At 66.6% G+C, this 22,085-nt stretch carries 20 protein-coding genes; 13 read left to right on the top strand and 7 right to left on the bottom strand.

Annotated elements, in window-relative coordinates; translation table 11 throughout:
• Nucleotides 1–3 precede the first annotated feature (3 nt).
• Complete coding sequence (locus FBY20_RS24795) at nucleotides 4–963, bottom strand: LysR substrate-binding domain-containing protein (RefSeq protein ID WP_142055182.1); 960 nt, start codon at nucleotides 961–963, stop codon at nucleotides 4–6.
• Nucleotides 964–1,137: 174 nt separating this feature from the next.
• Between FBY20_RS24795 and FBY20_RS24790 the strand changes: the two genes are divergently transcribed.
• The 7 genes from FBY20_RS24790 to FBY20_RS24760 all read left to right on the top strand — a co-directional run bounded on the left by FBY20_RS24790 (nucleotide 1,138) and on the right by FBY20_RS24760 (nucleotide 7,816).
• Complete coding sequence (locus FBY20_RS24790) at nucleotides 1,138–2,160, top strand: tripartite tricarboxylate transporter substrate binding protein (protein ID WP_142055180.1); 1,023 nt, start codon at nucleotides 1,138–1,140, stop codon at nucleotides 2,158–2,160.
• A gap of 6 nt (nucleotides 2,161–2,166) precedes the next feature.
• Entirely contained in the window at nucleotides 2,167–3,690 is a 1,524-nt protein-coding gene (locus FBY20_RS24785) for a UxaA family hydrolase (protein ID WP_142055178.1), read from the top strand.
• A gap of 27 nt (nucleotides 3,691–3,717) precedes the next feature.
• Nucleotides 3,718–4,524 carry a 4-hydroxy-2-oxoheptanedioate aldolase gene (gene hpaI / locus FBY20_RS24780; protein WP_142055175.1) on the top strand — a complete coding sequence of 269 codons (807 nt, stop codon included), beginning with the start codon at nucleotides 3,718–3,720 and terminating at the stop codon, nucleotides 4,522–4,524.
• A 161-nt stretch (nucleotides 4,525–4,685) separates the two neighbouring features.
• Nucleotides 4,686–5,075: a hypothetical protein gene (locus tag FBY20_RS24775; RefSeq protein ID WP_056318013.1), complete on the top strand. Its 390-nt coding sequence runs from the start codon at nucleotides 4,686–4,688 to the stop codon at nucleotides 5,073–5,075.
• Between the two features lie 8 nt (nucleotides 5,076–5,083).
• Nucleotides 5,084–5,305 carry a hypothetical protein gene (locus FBY20_RS24770; protein WP_056318016.1) on the top strand — a complete coding sequence of 74 codons (222 nt, stop codon included), beginning with the start codon at nucleotides 5,084–5,086 and terminating at the stop codon, nucleotides 5,303–5,305.
• 196 nt (nucleotides 5,306–5,501) lie between these two features.
• Complete coding sequence (locus FBY20_RS24765; RefSeq protein WP_142055173.1) at nucleotides 5,502–6,998, top strand: hypothetical protein; 1,497 nt, start codon at nucleotides 5,502–5,504, stop codon at nucleotides 6,996–6,998.
• Nucleotides 6,999–7,054: 56 nt separating this feature from the next.
• Nucleotides 7,055–7,816, top strand: coding sequence for a ProQ/FinO family protein (locus FBY20_RS24760; RefSeq protein ID WP_255452481.1), 762 nt, complete (start codon nucleotides 7,055–7,057; stop codon nucleotides 7,814–7,816).
• Between the two features lie 87 nt (nucleotides 7,817–7,903).
• Here the strand turns inward: FBY20_RS24760 and FBY20_RS24755 are convergent, their stop codons facing one another.
• From FBY20_RS24755 to garD, 4 genes are all read right to left on the bottom strand, one after another.
• A complete protein-coding gene (locus FBY20_RS24755; protein WP_142055171.1) occupies nucleotides 7,904–8,500 on the bottom strand; it encodes a DUF4202 domain-containing protein in 597 nt (198 codons plus the stop codon).
• A gap of 563 nt (nucleotides 8,501–9,063) precedes the next feature.
• Entirely contained in the window at nucleotides 9,064–10,041 is a 978-nt protein-coding gene (locus FBY20_RS24745) for a tripartite tricarboxylate transporter substrate binding protein (RefSeq protein ID WP_142055169.1), read from the bottom strand.
• A 71-nt stretch (nucleotides 10,042–10,112) separates the two neighbouring features.
• Entirely contained in the window at nucleotides 10,113–11,162 is a 1,050-nt protein-coding gene (locus FBY20_RS24740; RefSeq protein WP_056318032.1) for an SMP-30/gluconolactonase/LRE family protein, read from the bottom strand.
• A 61-nt stretch (nucleotides 11,163–11,223) separates the two neighbouring features.
• Nucleotides 11,224–12,792: a galactarate dehydratase gene (garD, locus tag FBY20_RS24735; RefSeq protein ID WP_142055167.1), complete on the bottom strand. Its 1,569-nt coding sequence runs from the start codon at nucleotides 12,790–12,792 to the stop codon at nucleotides 11,224–11,226.
• 242 nt (nucleotides 12,793–13,034) lie between these two features.
• Between garD and kdgD (FBY20_RS24730) the strand changes: the two genes are divergently transcribed.
• Both kdgD (FBY20_RS24730) and FBY20_RS24725 read left to right on the top strand, forming a co-directional pair.
• Nucleotides 13,035–13,949 carry a 5-dehydro-4-deoxyglucarate dehydratase gene (kdgD, locus tag FBY20_RS24730; RefSeq protein ID WP_142055164.1) on the top strand — a complete coding sequence of 305 codons (915 nt, stop codon included), beginning with the start codon at nucleotides 13,035–13,037 and terminating at the stop codon, nucleotides 13,947–13,949.
• A gap of 118 nt (nucleotides 13,950–14,067) precedes the next feature.
• Nucleotides 14,068–15,651: an aldehyde dehydrogenase (NADP(+)) gene (locus tag FBY20_RS24725; RefSeq protein WP_142055162.1), complete on the top strand. Its 1,584-nt coding sequence runs from the start codon at nucleotides 14,068–14,070 to the stop codon at nucleotides 15,649–15,651.
• A gap of 121 nt (nucleotides 15,652–15,772) precedes the next feature.
• On the opposite strand, the gene FBY20_RS24720 is transcribed toward FBY20_RS24725, so the two are convergent.
• Nucleotides 15,773–16,696 (bottom strand): LysR family transcriptional regulator, encoded by a 924-nt coding sequence (locus tag FBY20_RS24720; protein WP_142055160.1) that lies wholly within the window; start codon nucleotides 16,694–16,696, stop codon nucleotides 15,773–15,775.
• A gap of 65 nt (nucleotides 16,697–16,761) precedes the next feature.
• Between FBY20_RS24720 and FBY20_RS24715 the strand changes: the two genes are divergently transcribed.
• Nucleotides 16,762–17,379, top strand: a complete 618-nt coding sequence (locus FBY20_RS24715) for a LysE family translocator (protein WP_142055158.1) — start codon at nucleotides 16,762–16,764, stop codon at nucleotides 17,377–17,379.
• A 106-nt stretch (nucleotides 17,380–17,485) separates the two neighbouring features.
• Here FBY20_RS24715 and FBY20_RS24710 read toward each other — a convergent pair whose 3' ends face one another.
• On the bottom strand, nucleotides 17,486–18,472 hold the full coding sequence (locus FBY20_RS24710) for a tripartite tricarboxylate transporter substrate binding protein (protein WP_056322782.1): 987 nt from the start codon (nucleotides 18,470–18,472) through the stop codon (nucleotides 17,486–17,488).
• 275 nt (nucleotides 18,473–18,747) lie between these two features.
• Here FBY20_RS24710 and kdgD (FBY20_RS24705) point away from each other — a divergent pair, with 275 nt between their 5' ends.
• The 3 genes from kdgD (FBY20_RS24705) to FBY20_RS24695 all read left to right on the top strand — a co-directional run bounded on the left by kdgD (FBY20_RS24705) (nucleotide 18,748) and on the right by FBY20_RS24695 (nucleotide 22,045).
• A complete protein-coding gene (kdgD, locus tag FBY20_RS24705; protein WP_062839416.1) occupies nucleotides 18,748–19,662 on the top strand; it encodes a 5-dehydro-4-deoxyglucarate dehydratase in 915 nt (304 codons plus the stop codon).
• Between the two features lie 247 nt (nucleotides 19,663–19,909).
• The gene (locus tag FBY20_RS24700) at nucleotides 19,910–20,635 is read left to right on the top strand and encodes a FadR/GntR family transcriptional regulator (RefSeq protein WP_056318037.1); all 726 of its coding nucleotides are present in this window, start codon (nucleotides 19,910–19,912) and stop codon (nucleotides 20,633–20,635) included.
• 393 nt (nucleotides 20,636–21,028) lie between these two features.
• Nucleotides 21,029–22,045, top strand: coding sequence for an amino acid ABC transporter substrate-binding protein (locus FBY20_RS24695; RefSeq protein ID WP_056318040.1), 1,017 nt, complete (start codon nucleotides 21,029–21,031; stop codon nucleotides 22,043–22,045).
• Nucleotides 22,046–22,085 lie beyond the last annotated feature (40 nt).

Below are 22,085 nucleotides of genomic sequence, written 5' to 3'. Positions count from 1 at the left end.
GGCTCATCCGGCGCCGTCTGCCGCTTCAGTCGACAGCGCCGTTGCAGCCGCTTTCAAGCAATCGATCAGTTGCGCGCTGGCGGCCGGCAGGCCGGCTTCGCGCAACGTAATGATGCCGACCGGCGGCAGCGGCAACGCGAGCGGCACCGCAAGAATCCGGCAAAGCCCCTGCGCTTGGAAGCTTCTCGCCGCCGAGCGGGCTAGAAACCCCACGCCGTGGCGTTCGCGGATGAAAGTCAACGTCGCCAGGTAGGACGACGTTTCCATCAGATCGGACGACGGTTCCAGCCCGTGCTGGTGGAACTGCTGCTCCAGCTTGACGCGCAATGACGCCCACGGCGGCGGCATGACGCACGGCAATGCCGCCAGATCTTCCCACCCGGGATCCGCCAGTCCCGCGACCTTGCTGCCCGGCGCGGCCACCACCACCATCGGCTCCTCGAACAACGCTTCGGTCTGCAGATCCGGCGCGGCATAGCCCGGCTCCAACCTGCCCACGAAAAGGTCCAGTTCGCCCAGCCGAAGCTTGGGCAGCAGGTGCGTCAGGTCGCCCTCTTCGATCAGCACGGTCGCGCGCGCGGCCCGCGCCTTCAAGGCGTGCACTGCCCGCGCCAGCAGCACCGGCAGCGCGACGGCCATCGCGCCGACGCGCGTCTTGCCCGCCGCGCCGCTTGCGGCGGCGTCGATCTCGTCGCGGGTGCGCGCGTATTGCGCCAGCACGCCGCGCGCAAAGCGCACGACCGAGGCGCCGGCCTCCGTGGGTTCCGTGCCGCGCACGGACCGCGCAAACAGCGCCAGACCGAGCATCGATTCGACCTCCGACAGCATGCGTGACACCGCCGGCTGGCTGACGGCCATGAACTCGGCCGTGCGTCCCAAATGCCGGAATTCATCCAGCGCCACGACCAGTTGGAGGTGACGCAGCTTCAGGTTTGAGCGGAAAACGCGATCCAAATGCGCCATCGAGGACTCCGATACCAGGGCGCCGATACATATCACCGGCGTTATCTAACGATGCGCCAATTCTATTGGATAGTTATGGTTAAGCTCACGAGAATAAGTCCGGGCCCCCGCGTAGCCTTGCCGGGGCCCGAATATAAAAGCGAGACCCATAAGAACGACATCCGGAGACAAAACATGAGGCACATCCCTACCCCCGATCTGGACAGGCGCAGGTTCCTGGCCGGCGCCGCCTGTCTGGGCGCGGCCGCCGGCGCTGGCGCGGTCGGCCTGCTGGCGCCCGCCACGGCCCGCGCCGCCGAGTATCCCCAGCGTCCCATCACCTTCATCTGCCCCTGGCCCGTGGGCGGCACGGCGGACCAATCCATGCGCGCGCTTTGCCAGGTGGCCTCGGGCGTGCTGGGCCAGTCCATCGTGGTCGAGAACCGCGCCGGCGCGTCAGGAATGATCGGCACGAAGTCGCTGTCGCAGGCGCAACCGGACGGCTACACCATCGGGCAGATTCCCATCTCGGTCGCGCGCTTTTCGCAACTTGGCCTGTTGCAGCTGGACCCGCGCAGCGAGCTGACCTACCTGGCGCGCACGTCGGGCCAGACGTTCGGCATTGCCGTGCTGGCCTCCTCGCCATTCAAGACGCTCAAGGAAGTCGTGGCGTATGCCAAGGCCAACCCGGGCAAATTGACATACGGGCACGCCGGCATCGGCGGCGCGACGCACGTGGGCATGGAAGAGTTCGCCATGGCGGCCGGCGTGCGGTTCAACGCCATCGCGTACAAGGGCGGCGCGGCCGCGCTGCAGGATGTGCTGGGCGGCCAGGTCGATCTCCTGGCCGATTCCAGCTCGTGGGCGCCGCATGTCGAGGCAGGCAAACTGCGCCTGCTGGCGACCTGGGGCGAATCGCGCGCCTCGCGCTTCAAGGACGCCCCCACCCTTAAGGAATTGGGTTACGACGTCGTGGTCGAGGCGCCCAATGGCATCGGCGCGCCCAAGGGCCTGGACCCCGCCGTCGAGCGCAAGCTGCGCGATGCGTTCCGCACCGCCGTCAAGAGCGACGCCTTCAAGCAGGTTGCCGACCGCATCGACGCGCCGGTGATGTACCTGGACGGCCCGGACTACCAGGCGTATGTCGCCTCGGTCTATCAGCGGGAGACCGCATTGATCGCGCGCCTGAAATTGAAAGAAATGCTGCAGAAAGGCTGATTCACGGTGAACTCCAACCCCTTGATCCGGCTTCACCCCAACGACAATGTCCTCGTCGCCCGGGAAGCCCTGGCCCTGGGCATGGTCGTGCCCGACCTGGGTCTGCGCGTGCGCGCGCAGGTGCCGGGCGGCCACAAGATTGCCGCCCGCCGCATTGCCGCGGGCACACCGGTGCGCAAGTACGACGCCGTCATTGGCGTGGCCGCCCGGGACATCGAAGCGGGCGACCACGTGCACGCCCACAACCTTGCGTTGGCCGACTTCGAGCGGGACCCGGCGTTCTGCCGCGACGTTCGCCCCGTCGCGATGGTGCCCGAGGCGCAACGCGCCACGTTTCAGGGCTATGTGCGCGCCGACGGCCGGGTGGGCACGCGCAATTTCATAGGCATCATCGCGTCGGTGAACTGTTCCGCCACGGTCATCCACCACATTGCGCAGCATTTCACGCCCGAGAGGCTTGCCGCCTATCCCAACGTGGATGGCGTGGCCGCGTTTGCACAGACCAGCGGTTGCGGGATGTCCTCGCCCAGCGAGCATTTCGACGTCCTGCGGCGCACGCTGGCCGGCTATGCGCGGCACCCGAACCTGGCCGGAGTGCTGATCGTGGGTCTCGGATGCGAGCGCAATCAGGTGTCCGCCTTGATCGACTCGCAGAACCTGGCCGGCGATCCGCGGGTACGCTCCCTGGTGATGCAGGACTCGGGCGGCACGCGCGCCACCATCGACGCGGGCATCCGCGCCGTGGAGGAAATGCTGCCGCACGCGAACGCCGCGCGCCGCAGCAGCGTGCCGGCCAGCCACCTGAAGATCGGCCTGGAATGCGGCGGGTCCGACGGTTATTCGGCGATCACGGCCAATCCGGCGCTGGGCGCGGCCATGGACATTCTGGTGCGTCACGGCGGCACGGCCATCCTGTCGGAAACGCCCGAAATCCATGGCGTGGAATACCTGCTGACGCGCCGCGCCGTCACGCCGGAAGTAGGACAGAAGCTGCTGGACCGGCTGGCTTGGTGGGAAACCTACACGGCCGGGCACAACGCGCAGTTCAATGGCGTCGTCGGCCACGGCAACCAGCAAGGCGGTCTGGCCAACATCTTCGAAAAATCGCTGGGTTCCGCCATGAAGGGCGGCACGACGCCGCTGCAAGCCGTGTACGAATACGCCGAACCCATCGACCGCGCAGGCCTGGTGTTCATGGATTCGCCCGGCTACGACCCGGTCGCGGTTACCGGACAGATCGCCAGCGGGGCCAACCTGATCTGCTTCACGACGGGGCGCGGGTCGATGTTCGGTTCCAAGCCGGCGCCCACCCTCAAGCTTGCCAGCAACAGCAGCATGTACGCCCGGCTTGAGCAGGACATGGATATCAACTGCGGCGCGGTGCTGGACGGCGAGGTGGACATCGCGCAGATGGGCCAGCGCATCTTCGACCACATCCTGCGTGCGGCCTCGGGCGCACCCACCAAGAGCGAAGCCCTGGGCCTGGGCAACCACGAATTCGTGCCCTGGCACCTGGGCATCGTCAGCTGATCCGCCCCCTTTCTGGAGTCTTTACGCATGCCCGCACACAACCCCTTCAAGGCCGCCCTCGCGGCGCGCCAGGCCCAGGTCGGGCTATGGCTCTCCATGGCCGATCCCTATCTGGCCGAGGTCTCCGCCACCGCCGGCTTTGACTGGCTGCTGATCGACGGCGAGCACGCCCCGAACGACTTGCGCGGAACACTTGCGGCGTTGCAGACCGTGGCGCCCTACCGTTCGCATCCCGTGGTGCGCGTGGTGGCGGCTGACACGGCCCTCATCAAGCAGATGCTGGACATCGGCGCGAAAACCCTGCTGGTGCCGATGGTGGACACGGCCGACCAGGCGCGCGCCTTGGTCGCCGCCACGCGCTATCCGCCGCACGGCATCCGCGGGGTCGGCAGTGCCGTGGGACGCGCGTCGCGCTGGAGCGCCCGCGAGGACTACCTGGAAGTCGCCGACGATGAAGTCTGCCTGCTCGTGCAGGCAGAAACCGTTCAAGCGCTGTCGAACCTGGAGGCAATCTGCGAGGTGCCGGGCGTGGACGGGGTCTTTATCGGGCCGGCGGATCTGGCTGCGTCGATGGGTTATCGCGGCCGGCCCGGCCACCCGGATGTGCAGGCCGCGATCGAACGCGCCATGCAGGTCATCGTCGCGCGCGGCAAAGCCGCCGGCACCTTGACCTCGGACCCCGCCCTGGCGCGCCGCTACCTGGAGCTGGGCTGCACGTTCGTGGCGGTTGGCGTGGATGTCCTGCTCTATGCCAACAGCGCCCGCCGGCTGGCGGCCAGCTTTGACCGCGGCGCGCCCAGCGCTGCCGCCGCAGCGCCATCGGCCGCTTATTGAAGGCGCAAATCGGTCCGGTCCACCCGCCAATCTGATCTTGCGTGCCCACGCATTCAGGCATAAATTGATCGGTACGCTTTTCGATCGGCCATCACGGTTCGTCCGCCCGAATCGCGCGCGAAGGTTGTTTTCTATCTTTTGTTCCCCAAAGGAGCGATGCGATGCGAGTAAAACACCTGCTTGGCCCAGCGACCGTAGCCCTCTCGATGCTGTTCGGGTCGGCTGTCACGGCCGCACCCGCGGAGCCTGCCCCGATCGTCACGGGCAAGCACTGGACCGAATCCGACGCCAATCTCAAGAAGGCCTATCTGCTGGGCATGGCCAACGTCCTTGAGGTCGAAAGGGCCTATCAGCAACGCCGTGCCGTGCCGGATACCCAGACCCTGGTGCCCAAGTTCTCCATGGGTCTTCAGAACCAGACGCTGGACTCCGTGCGCGATACCGTCGACCGCTGGTATGCCGCCAATCCGAGCCGATTGGATCGCCCTGTCGTGGAGACGATCTGGTTCGAGATCGTCATGCCCGCCACGAAGACGAAACGCACCCCCTAGGAGCCGCCATGAAGACGATCCGCACGATAGGTCTGGCCATTGCGATGGCATCGCTGGCCGCATGCACCAATATGACCAAGGAACAGCAAGGCACCGTCACGGGCGGCTTGATGGGCGCCGCGGCGGGCGCCGGCATTGCCGCCATCGCGGGCGGCAGTGCCTGGACCGGCGCCGCCATCGGCGGCGCGGCTGGCGGTATCGCGGGCAATATCCGCGGCGCGAACCAGTAATCCGAGCGTCACCGGCCTGATCTTCCAGGTCCCGAACGCCGGCTCGCGTGCAAGCGCCAGCCGGCGTTCCTGCGTCTGGGCGCCGTGCCCTCTTCCATCCTCATCCCCTTCCGCCGCGCGCATGGCTACCCGCGGCGGCCAGAGGCTGCTACGCTTTGCGCCGCGACTTCACCCGGGCGATGCGGATGTTCCCTCAATGATGTACCTGCTGTGGTCCCTGCCGGCGCTGACCGTGATCGCCGCGATCGCGAGCGGGCGCGTCAACACCACCATTGCGGCGGCGATGGGCCTGTTGGGGGCCCTGCCCATCGCGCTGTTTGCGGCGCCTGCCCCTTTTGCGCCTTCGCAACTGGCCGTTGCGCTGGAACGCGGCCTCTGGATCGGATGGATCATCACCCCCTACATCCTGGGCGGCCTGCTGTTCTGGCAGATGGCGGCGCAGGGGCACGCATCCGTTGACGTGCCGGGCGCGGCACCCGGCGCCACGGCTGGCGGCGCGCCGGACGCGGGGCGCCGCGATGCGCTGGCGAAGCGCCGGCTGCTGTTCTTTGCCTGTTTCCTGATCGGCCCTTTCGCCGAATCGGCAACGGGTTTCGGCGTGGGCATGCTGGGCACCGTGATGCTGATCCGTCCGCTCGGCCTCAGAGCCCGCGAGGTCATGGTGTTTGCGCTGCTCAGCCAGACGCTGATTCCGTGGGGCGCGATGGGCAGCGGCACGCTGCTGGCTTCGGCCTATGCGCGCGTGCCGCCCACGCAACTTGCGCTCTACAGCATGGTGCCCGTCGCGCTGCTGATGGGCGTGTGGCTGGCGCTGTACTGGCGCACCGCCACCCGCGCGGGGTTGTCTGCGCCGGCCGCCGAGCGGGTCCGCGAGGCTGGCTGGATGGCCGCGAGCCTGGCCTTGCTGGCCGCTGCGACGGCGCTATTGGGACCGGAAACGGCACTGCTCGCCGCATACGGACCGCTGATCGTGCTGCGCTTCCTGGCGGATCGCCGGCCCGGCCGCAGCGAGGCGCTGCGGTCAGCGCGCCGCGCGTTGCCCTACATCGCCCTTATCGCCTGGCTGGTCGCCACGCGGCTCGTGCCCGGCCTGAATCGCGGCCTGGCAGGCCTGGCGGCTTTGCGCCCGTATGCTGACCTGCCGCCGTGGATGCCGTTTCTGCACGCCGGAAGCTGGCTGATCGCCGGCGCCCTGGTCCTGGCCGCCTGGCAGCGACATCCGGGCGCGGTGAGGACGCAGGCGCGCGCCGCCTGGATGACCGGACGGCACGCCGTCATGTCCGTATTCCTGTTTGCCATGATGGCCGAGGTGCTGGCTGGCGCGGGCATATCGCGGGCCTACGCCGACGGCCTCTTTGCGAGCCTGCGCGACTGGACTATCCTGATCACGCCGCTGCTGGCCGGCGCCTTCGGCATCCTGGCCAACAGCGGCAACGCGCCAAACAGCCTGTTCATGCCATCCCAGCTATCATTAGCGCTTCAGGCTGGCCTGAGCGTGCCCGCAGCTGCCGCGCTGCTGCACGTTTCGGGCACGTCGATGGGGATTTTTTCGCCGGTTCGGATGTCGATTGCGGCCGGTTTGGCGCATGGCCGGGGGCAGGAACGCGGCGTGTATGTTCTACTACTGCCGTTTGCCCTGGCCGCGTTCGGCATCCTGCTGTCGCTGGCGCTGCTCGTGGTCGTCTCCGGGTAGCGGATTTCACGGCGCAGGGACACGCTCGCCGCCTCAACCTTTTTTTTGTGTAGCACATGGGACTAGAACAATTAGCCGCGATCCGGGAATTGCTTATCAAGCAGTCGCCTGACAAGGCAGGCTCGAAAAACGAATCGCGTCCGCAAGGCACCGACAAGCCGCGCCGCCCGCAGGGCGCCGCCAAGGGTCCGCGTCCGCAGACCGGCGACAAGGCCAAGCGCGCGCAAGGCGGTGACAAGGGCCAGCGTGCGCCGCGTCCGGAAAAGCGCGAGACGCCGGTCGATCCCGTGGTCGTCGCCATTTCGCGCCTGCAACGGCACTTTCCCAAGGCCTTTCCCAAGAACCCCGCGCCCAAGCTGCCGCTCAAGCTGGGCGTGCTGGCGGACCTGGTGCAACACGCCGAGCAATTGCAGCTCGACGAGGCGCAGATCAAGGAAGCCGTCAAGACGTGGTGCGATGGCCGCCGCTACTGGGCCAGCATGGTCGAAGACGCGCCGCGCGTGGATCTGAACGGCGAACCCGCCGGCGCCGTGACGGCCAACGAAGCGCGCCACGCCAAGCGCATGGCATCGCGCAACGCGTCCCGCAACGCCGCGCGCGCCCGCGCCGAGAAAAAGGCCCAGGCGTCCGCCGAACAGACGCCAGCACCCGCTGCTGACGCCGCGCCTGCCGACGTGAAGCCTGCCGACGTGAAGCCTGCCGACGTGCAATCCGCCGACGCGACTTCTATGGACACGAAGGCCGCAGATACGAAGGCCGCAGGCGCGACGCCCGCGGACGTCGCGTCCTCCGACGTCACGCCCCAAGCGTCCGAGTAAGCCCGCCAAAAGCGATACAGGCCTGCGGCAGGCCGGGAAATCCATTCCCGGCCTGCCGCAGGCCTGTTTGCATCTGGCTAAAGGCTGCTAGGCCGCCGCTTCTAGCGCGGCGAGCGCCTGCTTGATGTATCCCATGCCCTGGTCCGAATAGGTCAGCGTCATGGCCTGTTGATGCCCCGCGCCATCCATCTTCAGCAGCGACTTGCGCAGGATCTCGACGATCTTGTCTTCGTGAGCGGGATAAAACGACTCGTACTGGTATTGCAAAAACACCAGGCACAGCGCGTTCTCCATCACCTGCACGTCCGGGTCCTGCTTGATTCCCTGCTTCATCAGGATCGCCGCCACGCGGTCGCAGTCCTCTTGCGGATAGCCGGCTTCCTGCATGATCTGTTGCGCGATTGCCGCGTGGTGCCTGGCCAACGCCTTGCGCCACGTCAGGTAACCGATGCGCCCTTCAGGATAGCTGGCGCGCGCGATTTCCCAACGGCCGATGTGCTGGCACCGGGACGCCAGGACCAGCGGCTCGGACGCGTCAGGCGCCAGCTTCATCACCCATTCGTGCAGCCTCTGCGCAAGAAACAGCTCCTGCGGACAGGACTGGCCTTCCCACGTGAACACATTGGGATCGGCGGCGTTGTACTCGTCGAAGCGGCGCAGGGTCTGCTGCAGGCGGTCGTTCATGGGATGTCGTTGTCAGGAAGCCCGGCGTGCGTTGGCCAAGGCGAAGTGGATCAGGTGCAAGGAAGCCATCATACCTGCGGCGTGTGGCCTTTTCGGATCTATCGAGGCAATGCCGGCGCGGGCGTCAGCGGGCCCACGGGGGCTTGGCCAGGCCGCGGCGGCATGGGCGGCAGCCATGTCCGCGTGGGAGGTTTAAGCCCCGGTTGATTCTGAGGCCGCACCGGCGTTTCCGTCGCGGGAGGATAGCGAGAGCCCGGGCATGACGTGCCCAGGCAGTCCCGATTGAGTTTGCCCGGGTCCACGATGCGCGGGCAGTCGGTGCCCAGACACGTGTCTGGTATGGTGCGCGCCGAGGCGGGCGGCTTTGGCGCCGTGGGCAGCGGATCGCGCGCGATTGCGGGCGCGCTTGCCAAGGCGGACAGCGCCGTCAGCGACCCCAAGGCCGCCGCGGCGAACAGGGATTTCATCGTTAGGCTCCACGGGAATCGGTCCAGACCGAAGCCCGGACACGATCCCAGTGTGCCCCCGAACGCCCGCCCCTAGCAAGGCGCGGGCCGGGCCGATCAATCCAGGCGGATGTAGGTGCTGGCAACGACCTTGGCCCAGCGGGCGCGCTCGCTGCCGAAGAACTGCGCAAGCTCTGCGGGGCTCTTGGTGACGATCTCGGCGCCCTGCTCGTTCAACTGCGCCGTGACGTCCGGCTGGGTGACGATCTGCGCCATCAGCGTCTGCAGTTGCGCGGCCACCGGGTCGGTCATGTTGGACGGGGCCATCACGCCCTGCCACGTGCCCGACTCGAAGCCCTTCACGCCCTGCTCGGAAATGGTGGGAATGTCCGGCACCAGCTTCATGCGCTCGCTCTTGGAAATCGCGATCGCGCGCAGCTTGCCGGACTTGATGTGCGGCAGCGTGGCCAGAAGCCCGTTCATGATGATCTGCGTCTGGCCGCCGATGGTGTCGGTGACCGCCTGCGAACCGCCCTTGTACGGCACGTATTCCCACTGCGCGCCGGTCGCCTGCTGAACCGCGACAGCCGCCAGGTGCGGCGCGCTGCCGATTGCGGTGACGGCAAAGTTGATGCGTTCTTTCTTGGACAGCTCGACCAGATCCTGCACGGTGTTGGCCTTCACGTCGGGATGCACGGCCAGCACGTGCGGCGAATACGCCAGCATGCCCACCGCGCGAAGGTCCTTGGACGGATCAAAGGTCAGCTTGGTGTAGACGGACGGGCTGATCGCCAGCGCGCCGACGTCGCACAGCAGCACGGTATGGCCTTCCTGCGCCGACTGCACCACGAGACCGGCGCCCAGGTTGCCGTTGGCGCCGGGCTTGTTCTCGACGACCACGGTCTGCTTGAGCACTTCGGCCAGCCGGGGCGCCAGGATGCGCGCGATGATGTCCGACGAGCCGCCGGGCGGGTAAGGCACCACGATGCGCACGGGGCGCGTCGGCCATTGCGCCGATTGGGCCCACGCCGGCACCAGCGGCGTCAGGCAAAGCGCCGCGGCGCTGCCCAGGAACTGTCTTTTGCTCGGGTTCATGCTGTCTCCACACTGATTGGTATGTGTGTTGAAGTGTCCCGCGGCCAGGTGAGGCCGCGGTGGGGATATGCCTACGCCGCGCCGCGGGTCTCCACGTACAGGGCATAGAGCGAATGGCTGCTCGCCATGAAAAGGCGGTTGCGCTTGGCGCCGCCAAAACACAAGTTGGCGCACCGCTCGGGCAGCCGGATGTGCCCAATGGGTTTGCCGGCGGGGTTAAAGACCATCACGCCGTCCAGCTCCTCGGCCTTGGCGTCGGCCGAGCCGTTGCTGCCCCAGCCGCACCACAGGTTGCCGGCCTCGTCGCACTTGATGCCGTCGATGGCGCCGGGGCCCTGCGCATCGACGTGCAGGCGCTTGTTCGTCAGCGCGCCGTCCGTGCCCACATCGAAAGCCCAGATCACGCGGTTGGGCTGGTGGCGGGACTCCACGATGTAGAGCACCTTTTCGTCGGGCGAGAAGCACAGGCCATTGGGCCCGGCCAGATCCGCCAGCGCCAGCGTCACACGGCCATTGGCCGGATCGATGCGATAGACCGAATGCGGGAGCTCAGGCGTGGCCTTGTCGCCCTCCCAGTGCCCGCCGATCCCAAACGGCGGATCCGTGAACCAGATGGCGCCATTGCGCTGGCAAACGATGTCGTTCGGCGAATTGAACGGCTTGCCGTCGAAGCGGTCGGCCAGCACCGTGATGCTGCCGTCGTACTCCGTGCGCGTGACGCGGCGCGTCAGATGCTCGCAGGCCAGCAGGCGGCCCTGGCGGTCGCGGGCAAGCCCGTTGCTGAAGTTGGACGGCTGGCGGAACACGCTGATCTCGCCCGTGGTCTCGTCCCAGCGCAGGATGCGGTTATTGGGAATGTCCGAAACCAGCAGATAACGCCCGTCCCCAAACCACACCGGCCCTTCCAGCCAGCGGAACCCGGTTGCCAGCTGCTCCACGCTGCTGCTGTAGATGCGGTACTTGGAGAATTCCGGGTCCAGGATCCGGACCGAGGGATCCGGATAGCGCTGCTGCGGGGTGAAACTGAATGACTGTGCGTGCACGAGGCTGGCGGGCCCCAGTGCGAGCGCGGCGCCCAGCAGCCGGCGCCGGCCGGCCTGGACTTGCGGGTCAATTTCCATCGGCTGTCTCCTCTCGGTGGTTTTCTTTTGCGATGGCGCTACGGACGGGACGGATCCGCGATCAGGTCACGGGGCCCGGATTGAACAGCGCCAGGGCGTTGTGCAGCTTGAGTTTTTCCGCACAGGTCTGCTTCTTGCCGCTGGCGACGTCCAGCATCATCTGAAAGAGCTGCCAGCCCACTTCCTCGATCGAGGCCTGGCCGGTGGCGATCACGCCCGCATCCACGTCCATCAGGTCGTGCCAGCGGCGCGCCAGCGCGGAGCGCGTGGCGACCTTGATGACCGGCACCTGCGCCAGCCCATAAGGCGTGCCGCGGCCGGTGGTGAAGATGTGAAGGTTCATGCCCGCGGCCAGTTGCAGCGTGCCGCAGATGAAGTCGCTGGCAGGCGTGGCCGCAAAGATCAGGCCTTTGCGTGTCAGGCGGTCGCCGGGCGACAACACACCGTGGATGGGCGAGGAACCGGACTTGACGATCGACCCCATCGCCTTTTCGACGATGTTGGACAGACCGCCCTTCTTGTTGCCCGGACTGGTGTTGGCGCTGCGGTCGGCCATGCCGCGCTGCAGGTACGCGTCATACCAGGCCATCTCCCGGATCAGCGCGTCGGCGACTTCGGGCGTTTCGGCGCGGGCGGTGAGCTGGTCGATGCCATCGCGCACTTCGGTGTTTTCGGAGAACATCACGGTGCCGCCGGCGCGCACCAGCAGGTCGGTCGCAAAACCCACGGCCGGGTTGGCGGTCACGCCGGAGAACGCGTCGCTTCCGCCGCACTGCACACCGACGGTCAGGTCGGATACCGGGCAGGTTTCGCGCTGGCGGGCGTTGAGCTTTTGCAGGTGGCGCTCGGCTGTGCGCATGATGAGCTGGATCATCGAATCGAAGCCGATGTTCTCTTCGTCCTGCAGCACGATCGTCTCCACGCCGTTGCCGTCCATGCCTTCGCCGGCGCGGATCGGAATGGCGGTGGGCGCCAAGAGGCGTTCAGGCTGCAGCTTTTCACAGCCCAGGCTGACCACCATGGACGTGCCGCCGAAATTCGGGTTGCGGGCGATGTTGTGCAGCGTGCGGATCGGAATCGCGGCGCCAGGCGCGTCGATGGCCACGCCGCAGCCGTAGGTGTGCTCGATGCCCACCACGTCGTCCACGTTCGGGTACAGCGGCAGCAGTTCCCGGCGAATACGCGCGACCGCATGTTCGACCACGCCCTGCACGCACTGCACCGTGGTGCTGATGGCCAGGATGTTGCGCGTGCCCACGGTGCCGTCCGCGTTGCGGTAGCCCTGGAACGTATAGCCCTCCAGCGGCGGCAGGGGCGTCACGCGCGTGGACACCGGCAGGTCTTCCAGCGTGCGCGCGGTCGGCATCGTCGTGACGCGCTCGTTGATCCAGCTGCCGCGCGGCAAGGACTTGGCGGCGTAGCCCACCACCACGTTGTAGCGTCTGACCTCATCGCCCTCTGCCAGATCGGTCAGGGCCACCTTGTGGCCTTGCGGCACGGCGTCCACCAACTGAAGCCCGTCGGGCAGAACGGTTCCGGCCGGTAAGCCGCCGTCGTTGGCCACGATGGCGACGTTGTCGTCGGGATGAATCTTGATGAGAACGGGCGTCTGCTCGACTGCAACCTGCATGCTGAATCCTTTTGCCTGATGGATGCCCCGCTGCGGGCACCGTACGTTATCGTACAACCAAGAGAATATCGCTGAAAGGCATCGGAAAGGAATTTCGGGTTTCCCCTTGTAGATGCCGCTTCAGCTGGGTGGACACCTTGAATCCAGCAAAATCATGTTGTACGATGACTCACCTTTTACCACCGCATCCCGTTCGCAAGCACCCTCTCCGCCTGCGACGGCCATTTTGGGATGAGCGCAACATGACGACTCCGCAGGAACTCAAGGCCATTGTTTCGGAAGGATTGCTTTCCTTCCCCGTGACCGACTTCGACCAGAACGGCGATTTCAACGCCAAGAGCTACGCGGCTCGTCTGGAATGGCTGGCCCCCTACGGCGCCACCGCCCTGTTCGCGGCCGGCGGCACCGGTGAGTTCTTCTCGCTGGCCCCCGAGGAATACTCGGACGTCATCCGCACCGCCGTCCAAACCTGCAAGGGCAAGGTGCCCATCCTGGCTGGCGCCGGCGGCCCCACCCGCACCGCCATCGCCTACGCCCAGGAAGCCGAGCGCCAAGGCGCCAAGGGCGTGCTGCTGCTGCCCCACTACCTGACCGAAGCCTCGCAGGACGGCATTGCCGCCCACGTCGAGCAGGTCTGCAAATCGGTCAACATCGGCGTCATCGTCTACAACCGCGCCCAGTCGCGCCTGTCGGCCGACAGCCTGGCCCGCCTGGCGGACCGCTGCCCCAACCTGGTCGGCTTCAAGGACGGCATCGGCGACATCGAATCGATGGTCCGCATCCGCCGCAAAATGGGCGACCGCTTCTCGTACCTGGGCGGCCTGCCCACCGCCGAAGTCTACGCTGCCGCCTACCGCGCGCTGGGCGTGCCGGTCTACTCGTCGGCCGTCTTCAACTTCGTGCCCAAGATGGCCATGGAGTTCTACAACGCCATCGCCGCCGGCGACAGCGAGACCACCAACCGCCTGCTCGACGATTTCTTCCTGCCGTACCTGGAAATCCGTAACCGCAAGGCCGGCTACGCCGTCAGCATCGTCAAGGCCGGCGCCAAGCTGGTGGGCCACGACGCGGGCCCCGTGCGCGCGCCGCTGACCGACCTGACCGGCGAAGAAATGGAAATGCTCGCCGCCTTGATCAAGAAGTCCGGCGCCGAATAATCGGTCTGCACCGACGCCTTCTGTCTGCCCCCGGTCCGGGGGCATTTTTTTCCCCGGACCCGTCGGGGCGAAACCGCCCATCCCCTGGATCGGCGCCTATGAATTTTTGGAGATGACCATGAACCTGACCGGCCAGATGTTGATCGGCTCGACCGCCGTCCTGGGCGCGGGCGCTGCCCAACACGCCATCAACCCCGCCACCGGCGAACGCCTGGACCCCGCCTACCCCGCCGGCTCCGCCGACGACGTGTCCCGCGCGGCCGAATTGGCCCGTGCCGCGTTCGATCCGTATCGCGCGCTGCCGCTGGAGACGCGCGCCCAATTCCTCGAAAGCATCGCCGAAGGCATCCTGGCGCTGGGCGACGCGCTGATCGAGCGCGCGCACCTGGAAACCGGCCTGCCCGTCGCCCGCCTGCAGGGCGAGCGCGGCCGCACCGTCGGCCAGCTTCGCCTGTTCGCCCGCGTGGTGCGCGACGGCTACTTCCTGGACGCGACCATCGATCCGGCCCAGCCCGAACGCCAGCCCCTGCCGCGCGCCGACCTGCGCCTGGCCAACGTTCCGCTCGGCCCGGTAGCCGTGTTCGGCGCCAGCAACTTCCCGCTGGCCTTCTCGGTGGCGGGCGGCGACACCGCCTCGGCACTGGCTGCCGGTTGCCCGGTAATCGTCAAGGCGCATAACGCGCACCCCGGGACGTCCGAACTGGTCGGCCGTGCCATCCAGCAGGCAGTGGCCAAGCACGGCTTGCCCGAAGGCACCTTCTCGCTGCTGTTCGGCGCCGGCAATGAAATCGGCACCGCGCTGGCAACGCATCCGGCCATCACGGCCATCGGCTTCACCGGCTCGCGCCGCGGCGGCCTGGCGCTCGTGGCCGCCGCCAACGCCCGCCCCGTGCCGATTCCCGTCTACGCCGAAATGTCCAGCATCAACCCGGTGTTCCTGTTGCCCGCCGCGCTGGAAGCCCGTGCGGAGACCATCGCCAAGGGCTTCGTGGATTCGCTGTCGATGGGCGTGGGCCAGTTCTGCACCAACCCGGGTCTGGTGATCGGCATCGAAGGCCCGGCACTGGATCGTTTCCGCCAGGCCGCCGCCGAAGCCGTGAAAGCCAAGGGCGCCGCCACCATGCTGACGCCGGGCATCTTCTCGGCCTACGAGCAAGGCGCGGACGCGCTGGCGCGCCACGCCAGCGTGTCGACCGTCGGCCGCGGCGAGCCGTCCAACCCGGCTTGCAACGCCGCGGGCGCCGTGGTGTTTGGCGCCAGCGCGGACCAGTTCCTGGCTTCGCACGAACTGGAAGCCGAAGTGTTCGGCCCCGCCTCGCTGGTGGTCGCGTGCAAGGACGCAGCGCAGGTCCGCGCCGTGGCCGAGCATCTGGAAGGCCAACTTACCGCGACGCTGTTCGTGGACGATGCCGACGTGGACGCCGCCCGCGCGCTGCTGCCCGTGCTGGAACGCAAGGCCGGCCGCATCCTGGCCAACGGCTACCCGACCGGCGTGGAAGTCAGCCACGCAATGGTTCACGGCGGCCCGTTCCCGGCCACCTCGAACCCGGCCTCGACCTCGGTGGGCGCCACTGCCATCCGCCGCTTCCTGCGTCCGGTCTGCTATCAGGATCTGCCCGACGCCCTGCTGCCCGACGGCATCAAGCGCGCCAACCCGCTGGGCCTGACGCGCATGGTCGACGGCAAGCTGGCCAACGCCTGATCGCGTGACGCCGTAACGCTGGGCCGGACCGCGAGGTCCGGCTGACAACACCGGCCCGAGGGGGACGTCCGGCTTTCGGACGTCCCCCTCGGGCCTTTCGCCATTCCCTGCCCCTTCGGCACTACGCGGCCTTGCGCAGCCAGTCCAGCAGCGCCGCCTGCGGACTGCCCGGCGGCAGCGGCTGCGGGGCAAACAGGCAATAGCGCGATCCATCCTCGACGAAACCCATGGGCGCGGCCAGCACGCCGCTTTCCAGATCGTCGCGCACCAGCCGCCACGGGCCGATGGCCACGCCCAGGCCCGCGACCGCTGCCTGCAGACTGAAATAGAAATGATCGAATGTCTGGCCGGGCGCATCTGGCGCCGGGTTACCGGCCGCGGCCGCCCATTCGCGCCATGCGTCTGGCCGCGTGCGCGTGTGCAGCAGCGGCGCGCCAGACTTCAACGAGCCGCCGGCTGTGCTGTCGTCGAACCAGTCCGCCAGCTTGCCGGGATGGCACACCGGGCCGACCTTTTCCGCAAACAGGGGCTCGACGTGATGGCTGACCGGCCAGGTGAAGTCGTCGCGGCGGATAGCCAGGTCGATACCGCTTCCAAATGAGAACGGCCCGCCACCCGCGACCAGGTGCACTTCCATGTCCGGATGCCGGGCCTGAAAATCGGGCCAGCGCGGGATCAGCCAGCGCATCAGCAAGGTCGGCTCGCATGACAGCACCCAACGACGCCCGCTGCGGGCGCGGGCGCGCAGTTCGCTCACCGCCTGCCGCATCAAGTCCAGGCCGCTGCCCACTGCGCCGGACAGGGTGCGCCCGGCATCCGTCAGGAATACGCGGCGGCTACGCCGCTCGAACAGCGCCACGCCCAGGTCGTCCTCCAGCAACCGCACCGCCCGGCTGACCGCGCCATGCGTCAGATGCAGCTCCGCGGCCGCGCGGCTGAAGTTTTCGTGGCGCGCCGCGGCCTCAAAGCAACGCAGCGCCAGCAGAGACGGCAGGCGCGCGTCCGAGGATGGTGATTCCAGCTCACCATTGCTGTCAGAAACCATCGTTATACGTCCTTCAGTCCCGTTGCTAGGATGCACGCCATTGATATTTCGCGACAGGATACGCCATGACCGAACTGATAGCTGTCATCACAATCACGGTGCTTGCCGTCATCAGTCCGGGGCCGGACTTTGCGATGGTCACCCGCAACAGCCTGATGCTGTCGCGGCGCGCCGGCGTGCTGACGGCGCTGGGCATCGGCATGGGCGTGCTGGTACACGTCGGCTACACGCTGGTCGGCGTGGGGCTGCTGATCCAGCAATCGCTGTGGTTGTTCAACGCCATCAAACTGGCGGGTGCGGCCTATCTGGTGTATCTGGGCATGAAAATGCTGCGCACGCGGCCTGGCAGCGGCAACAGTCGCCGTCCCGCGGCGGCAATGTCGGACTTGGCGGCGCTGCGCACGGGCTTTCTGACCAACGCGCTGAATCCCAAGACCACAGTTTTCATCGTGAGTCTCTTCATGCAAGTCGTGCGGCCCGATACGCCGCCGGCGGTGCAGGTTGGCTATGGCGCCTTCATTTCGCTGGCGCACGTGACGTGGTTCTGCCTGGTGGCGATGTGCTTTTCGTCGGACGGCGTGCGCCAACGGCTGCTGGCCGTGCGCCATTGGATAGACCGGATCTTTGGCGGGCTGCTGGTCGCGTTTGGCGTGCTGCTGGCGGCGGCCAGCGGGTCTCGGTAAGTGCGCAGCGCAAAGGCGGTGTCTGACACCCTGTGGAGATCGCCTGCGGCTTGCGGCAGACGTTCAATGGGTGTCAGACACCGAGCAAGGAGATGATGCCACGCGATCACTGCGGCTTGAGTTTTCCGTCGGCGATGATCTTTGCCCACTTGGCCTGCTCGGCCGTCTGGAACGCGGTGAACTCGGCGGGCGTGTTCGGCGTGTAGGCCAGGCCCAGGCCTTGCATCTTGGCAGCCACTTCCGGCTTGGCCACGATCTCGGCAATGGTCTTGTTCAGTTTTTCGACCACGGCGGACGGCGTGTTGGCCGGTGCGTAGATGGCCTGCCAGCTGCTCACGTCGAAGCCCGGCACCCCGGCTTCCTGCATGGTGGGCACATCGGGCAGCACGGCGGTGCGCTTGGCCGACGTCACGGCCAGCGCGCGCACCTTGCCGCTTTGCACGTAAGGCAGCGCGACCAGGGCGGTTTCAAACGAGCTGGGGATCTGGCCGCCGATCAGGTCCGAAATGGCCGGCGCGCTGCCGCGGTACGGCACGTGCGTCAGGTGCGCGCCCGTCAGCTGCTTGAACACTTCGCCCGACAGATGCTGCGACGTGCCCTGCCCGGCCGAGCCGAACGCGATCGTGTCGGGATTCGCCTTGGCGGCCGCAACCACGTCCTGCACGGACTTATACGGCTGGTTGGCGCCCACCAGCAGCACATTGGAAATGCTGCCCAGCAGAATGACCGGCGAGAAATCCTTGGCGGCGTTGTAGTTGATGCTGGGCAGCAGCGACGGGTTGATTGCATGCGTGGCGATCGTGCCCAACAGCAGCGTGTAGCCGTCCGGCTTGGCCCGCGCAACCGCGTCGGCGCCCAGCACGCCGCCGGCGCCACCCTTGTTTTCAACGACGACGGTCTGCTTGAGCGTGGTGCCCAGTTCCTGCGCGATCAGGCGGCCCAGGATGTCGGACGTGCCCCCGGCCGCAAACGGAACGACCAGCGTGATGGCCTTGGCGGACGGCCAGTCATCGGCGGCGTGGACGGGTGCGGCAAACGCGGTGGCGACGGCCAGGACGGCCGACAGGCGGCTCAACAGGGGAAATGCCTTCAAACTTGTCTCCTAGAGATATGGAATTGTCGTCGTTCTTGTACGTTGTCGTACGACAATGAATCGCGAGGATAGCGTGGCGGCTTTTCGCGATCAATCTAGGGAAATTCCTATATCCAGTGCGAACCGCGAACTTGTTGTACGACAACATCTTCTCCACGAAGCCGTTGTAGTACGACCTTGTATGTTGTACGATGACATACATCGCGGGTTCGATAACGCCGCGGCCACGGCATCACCGCCTTTTCATACCCCTTTCTCTTATTTGGAAGACAGCCATGACGACTCCCCAGGAACTCAAAGCCATCGTCTCGGAAGGATTGCTTTCCTTCCCCGTGACCGACTTCGACCAGAACGGCGATTTCAACGCCAAGAGCTACGCGGCTCGTCTGGAATGGCTGGCCCCCTACGGCGCCACCGCCCTGTTCGCGGCCGGCGGCACCGGTGAGTTCTTCTCGCTGGCCCCCGAGGAATACTCGGACGTCATCCGCACCGCCGTCCAGACCTGCAAGGGCAAGGTCCCCATCCTGGCCGGTGCCGGCGGCCCCACCCGCACCGCCATCGCCTACGCCCAGGAAGCCGAGCGCCAAGGCGCCAAGGGCGTGCTGCTGCTGCCCCACTACCTGACCGAAGCCTCGCAGGACGGCATTGCCGCCCACGTCGAACAGGTCTGCAAGTCGGTCAACATCGGCGTCATCGTCTACAACCGTGCCCAATCGCGCCTGTCGGCCGACAGCCTGGCCCGCCTGGCGGACCGCTGCCCCAACCTGGTCGGCTTCAAGGACGGCATCGGCGACATCGAATCCATGGTCCGCATCCGCCGCAAGATGGGCGACCGCTTCTCGTACCTGGGCGGCCTGCCCACCGCCGAAGTCTACGCCGCCGCCTACCGCGCGCTGGGCGTGCCGGTCTACTCGTCGGCCGTCTTCAACTTCGTGCCCAAGATGGCCATGGAGTTCTACAACGCCATCGCCGCCGGCGACAGCGACACCACCAACCGCCTGCTGGACGATTTCTTCCTGCCGTACCTGGAAATCCGTAACCGCAAGGCCGGCTACGCCGTCAGCATCGTCAAGGCCGGCGCCAAGCTGGTGGGCCACGACGCGGGCCCCGTGCGCGCGCCGCTGACCGACCTGACCGGCGAAGAAATGGAAATGCTGGACGCCCTGATCAAGAAGTCCGGCGCCGAGTAAGCCCATGCTAGCCTGATTGCCCAAACGCCCTCCCATGGAGGGCGTTTTGCTTATTGATGCAAAGAAAAGTTGGCGGAATCCGCCCCGTATGTTGTCATATGGCCCTCTCGCTTCCTGCGGCCGCGTCCTTTGCGCGTGGCCAATCCCGATGGGCCGGACACCCGCGAGGCATTCCAGGAACGCGTAAACTTGCGGCTGCGCCAAGGCTGCCACGCCTTGCCCGCAGCGATTTCCCATAAGAGAGACAATGCAAACTCCCGCCCGGCCTCCCCGCTCGCGCCTGACCGATTTCGTCATCGAGGAACTGACCAAGCGCCTTGATGCGCGCCAGTACCGCGCCGGCGACAAGCTGCCTTCCGAGCACGCGCTCTGCGACGAATTCGAAGTCAGCCGCACCGTCATTCGTGAAGCCGTGGCCTCCATGCGCCTGAGCGGGCGCCTGGTCAGCAAACCCGGCATCGGCGTCTTCGTCACCGAAGACCGCGAAAAACCCATCGATTTCGTCGTCGAACCCGCGACGGATCCGCGCTGGGCGCTGCACATCATGGAATTGCGCGCGGGTCTCGAAGTGGAAGCCTGTGGCCTGGCGGCCGAGCGCCGCAGCGCCTCGGACCTGAGCAGCATCGTGGAAGCCTTCGATGCCTTCAACCGCGCCACGCGCGACATGGAAGCGGCCGTGAAGGCCGACTACGAATTTCACCTGTCGATCGCCCGCGCGTCGAACAACCCGCACTTTCCGGCGCTGCTGAAGGCCGCGGTGCGCGACGTGATGCTGGATCTGAACATCAAGCACGGCGGCAAGACGCCCGAAGAACTTGAAACGTACGAAACCCGCAACGTGCGCGAGCACGAAGCCATCCTGACCGCCATCATGCGCCGCGATCCCGGCGCCGCACGGGCCGCCATGGCCCGCCATCTGGGCGACAGCATTGCGCGCTACCGCAAGCTGCTGTCGCATCCGCCGGCGGCTTAATCCCGACGTTTACCCCCCTGCCCGTAACGCCAATTACGGGAATCCCCTTACTTGTTTACTTGTATGACGGCTGTCATCATACGTCTTATTGCATAACGTAATACGACGTTGGCCTCGTGACCGCCGGCGTCTTCCGCGACTGTAAGACCTGCCGTACCAGTGCCGCCGATGAGCCCGATTCCTACCCTCCGCAGTACGTATCTCCCTTACGCCACGCGCATCCACCGGCGCACCGCCTGACCGGCCCCGTCGGCCACCCTTCCTCCTTATTGCCTTACCCCGTCCGAATGCGCGACGCGCCCTCCCCGGCCTGCCGGGGCGGCCCCCGCACGCTTGGCCGTTTCCGTCCCTTCCGCTTTTCCTAACTTTTTTCGATCTCCAGGAGAAATCTCCATGCGCAAGTTTCTGAGCTCCGCCATTGCGGCGACCCTGCTGTGCGTTGCTTCCGGCGCGCAAGCCGGCGTGACCTTTGACGCCGTCAAGAAAAAGGGCTTCCTGCAGTGCGGCTTTGCCGGCATCCCCGGATTCTCGGTGCTCGACAGCAAGGGCGAATGGACCGGCCTGGACGTGGACATGTGCCGCGCCGTCGCCGCCGCCATGTTCGGCGACGCCTCCAAGGTAAAGGGCAATGTGCTGACCGCCCAGGCGAAGTTCACGGCGCTGCAGTCCGGCGAGATCGACATGCTGTCGCGCAACACCACGCAGACGCTGACCCGCGACACCACGCTGGGCCTGATCGGCGTGGGCGTGAATTTCTATGACGCCCAGGGCCTGATCGTGAAAAAGGCAATGAACGTCAAGAGCGTGAAGGAACTGGACGGCGCGACCATCTGCGTGCAGCCTGGCACCACCACCGAACTGAACCTGGCCGACTACTTCCGCAGCCGCGGCCTGACCTTCAAGCCGGTGCTGGTCGAGAACTACGACGAAAACTTCCGTCTGCTGGAATCGGGCCGCTGCGACGCCTACACCAACGACAAGTCCAACACCGCCGCCAACATGCGCACGCGCCTGGCCAACCCCGACGACTGGGAAATCCTGACCGAGAACCTGTCCAAGGAACCGCTGGGCCCCATGGTCCGCCAGGGCGACGAGCAGTGGTTCAACGTCGTGCGCTGGTCGCTGAACGCGATGCTGGAAGCCGAGGAATACGGCATCACGTCCAAGAACGTCGATGAAATGTTGAAGAGCACCAACCCCAACGTCCAACGCATCCTGGGCGTGACGCCCGGCATGGGCAAGAACCTGGGCCTGGACGACAAGTGGGCCTACAACATCATCAAGCAGGTCGGCAACTACGGCGAAAGCTATGACCGTGCGATGGGCAAGGAAAGCCCGCTCAAGCTGGACCGCGGGCTGAACAAGCTGTGGACGCAAGGCGGCCTGATGTACGGCTGGCCGGTGCGCTAACCCGCGGCCTACACGGCTCCGCCTTGCGCGGAGCCGTCTT

This window comes from Achromobacter sp. SLBN-14, from assembly GCF_006715415.1.
GTDB classification, from domain to species: Bacteria; Pseudomonadota; Gammaproteobacteria; order Burkholderiales; family Burkholderiaceae_B; genus Achromobacter; species Achromobacter mucicolens.
The sequence above is the reverse complement of the archived record's forward strand: the minus strand, read 5'-3'. Positions and strand labels throughout refer to the sequence as shown.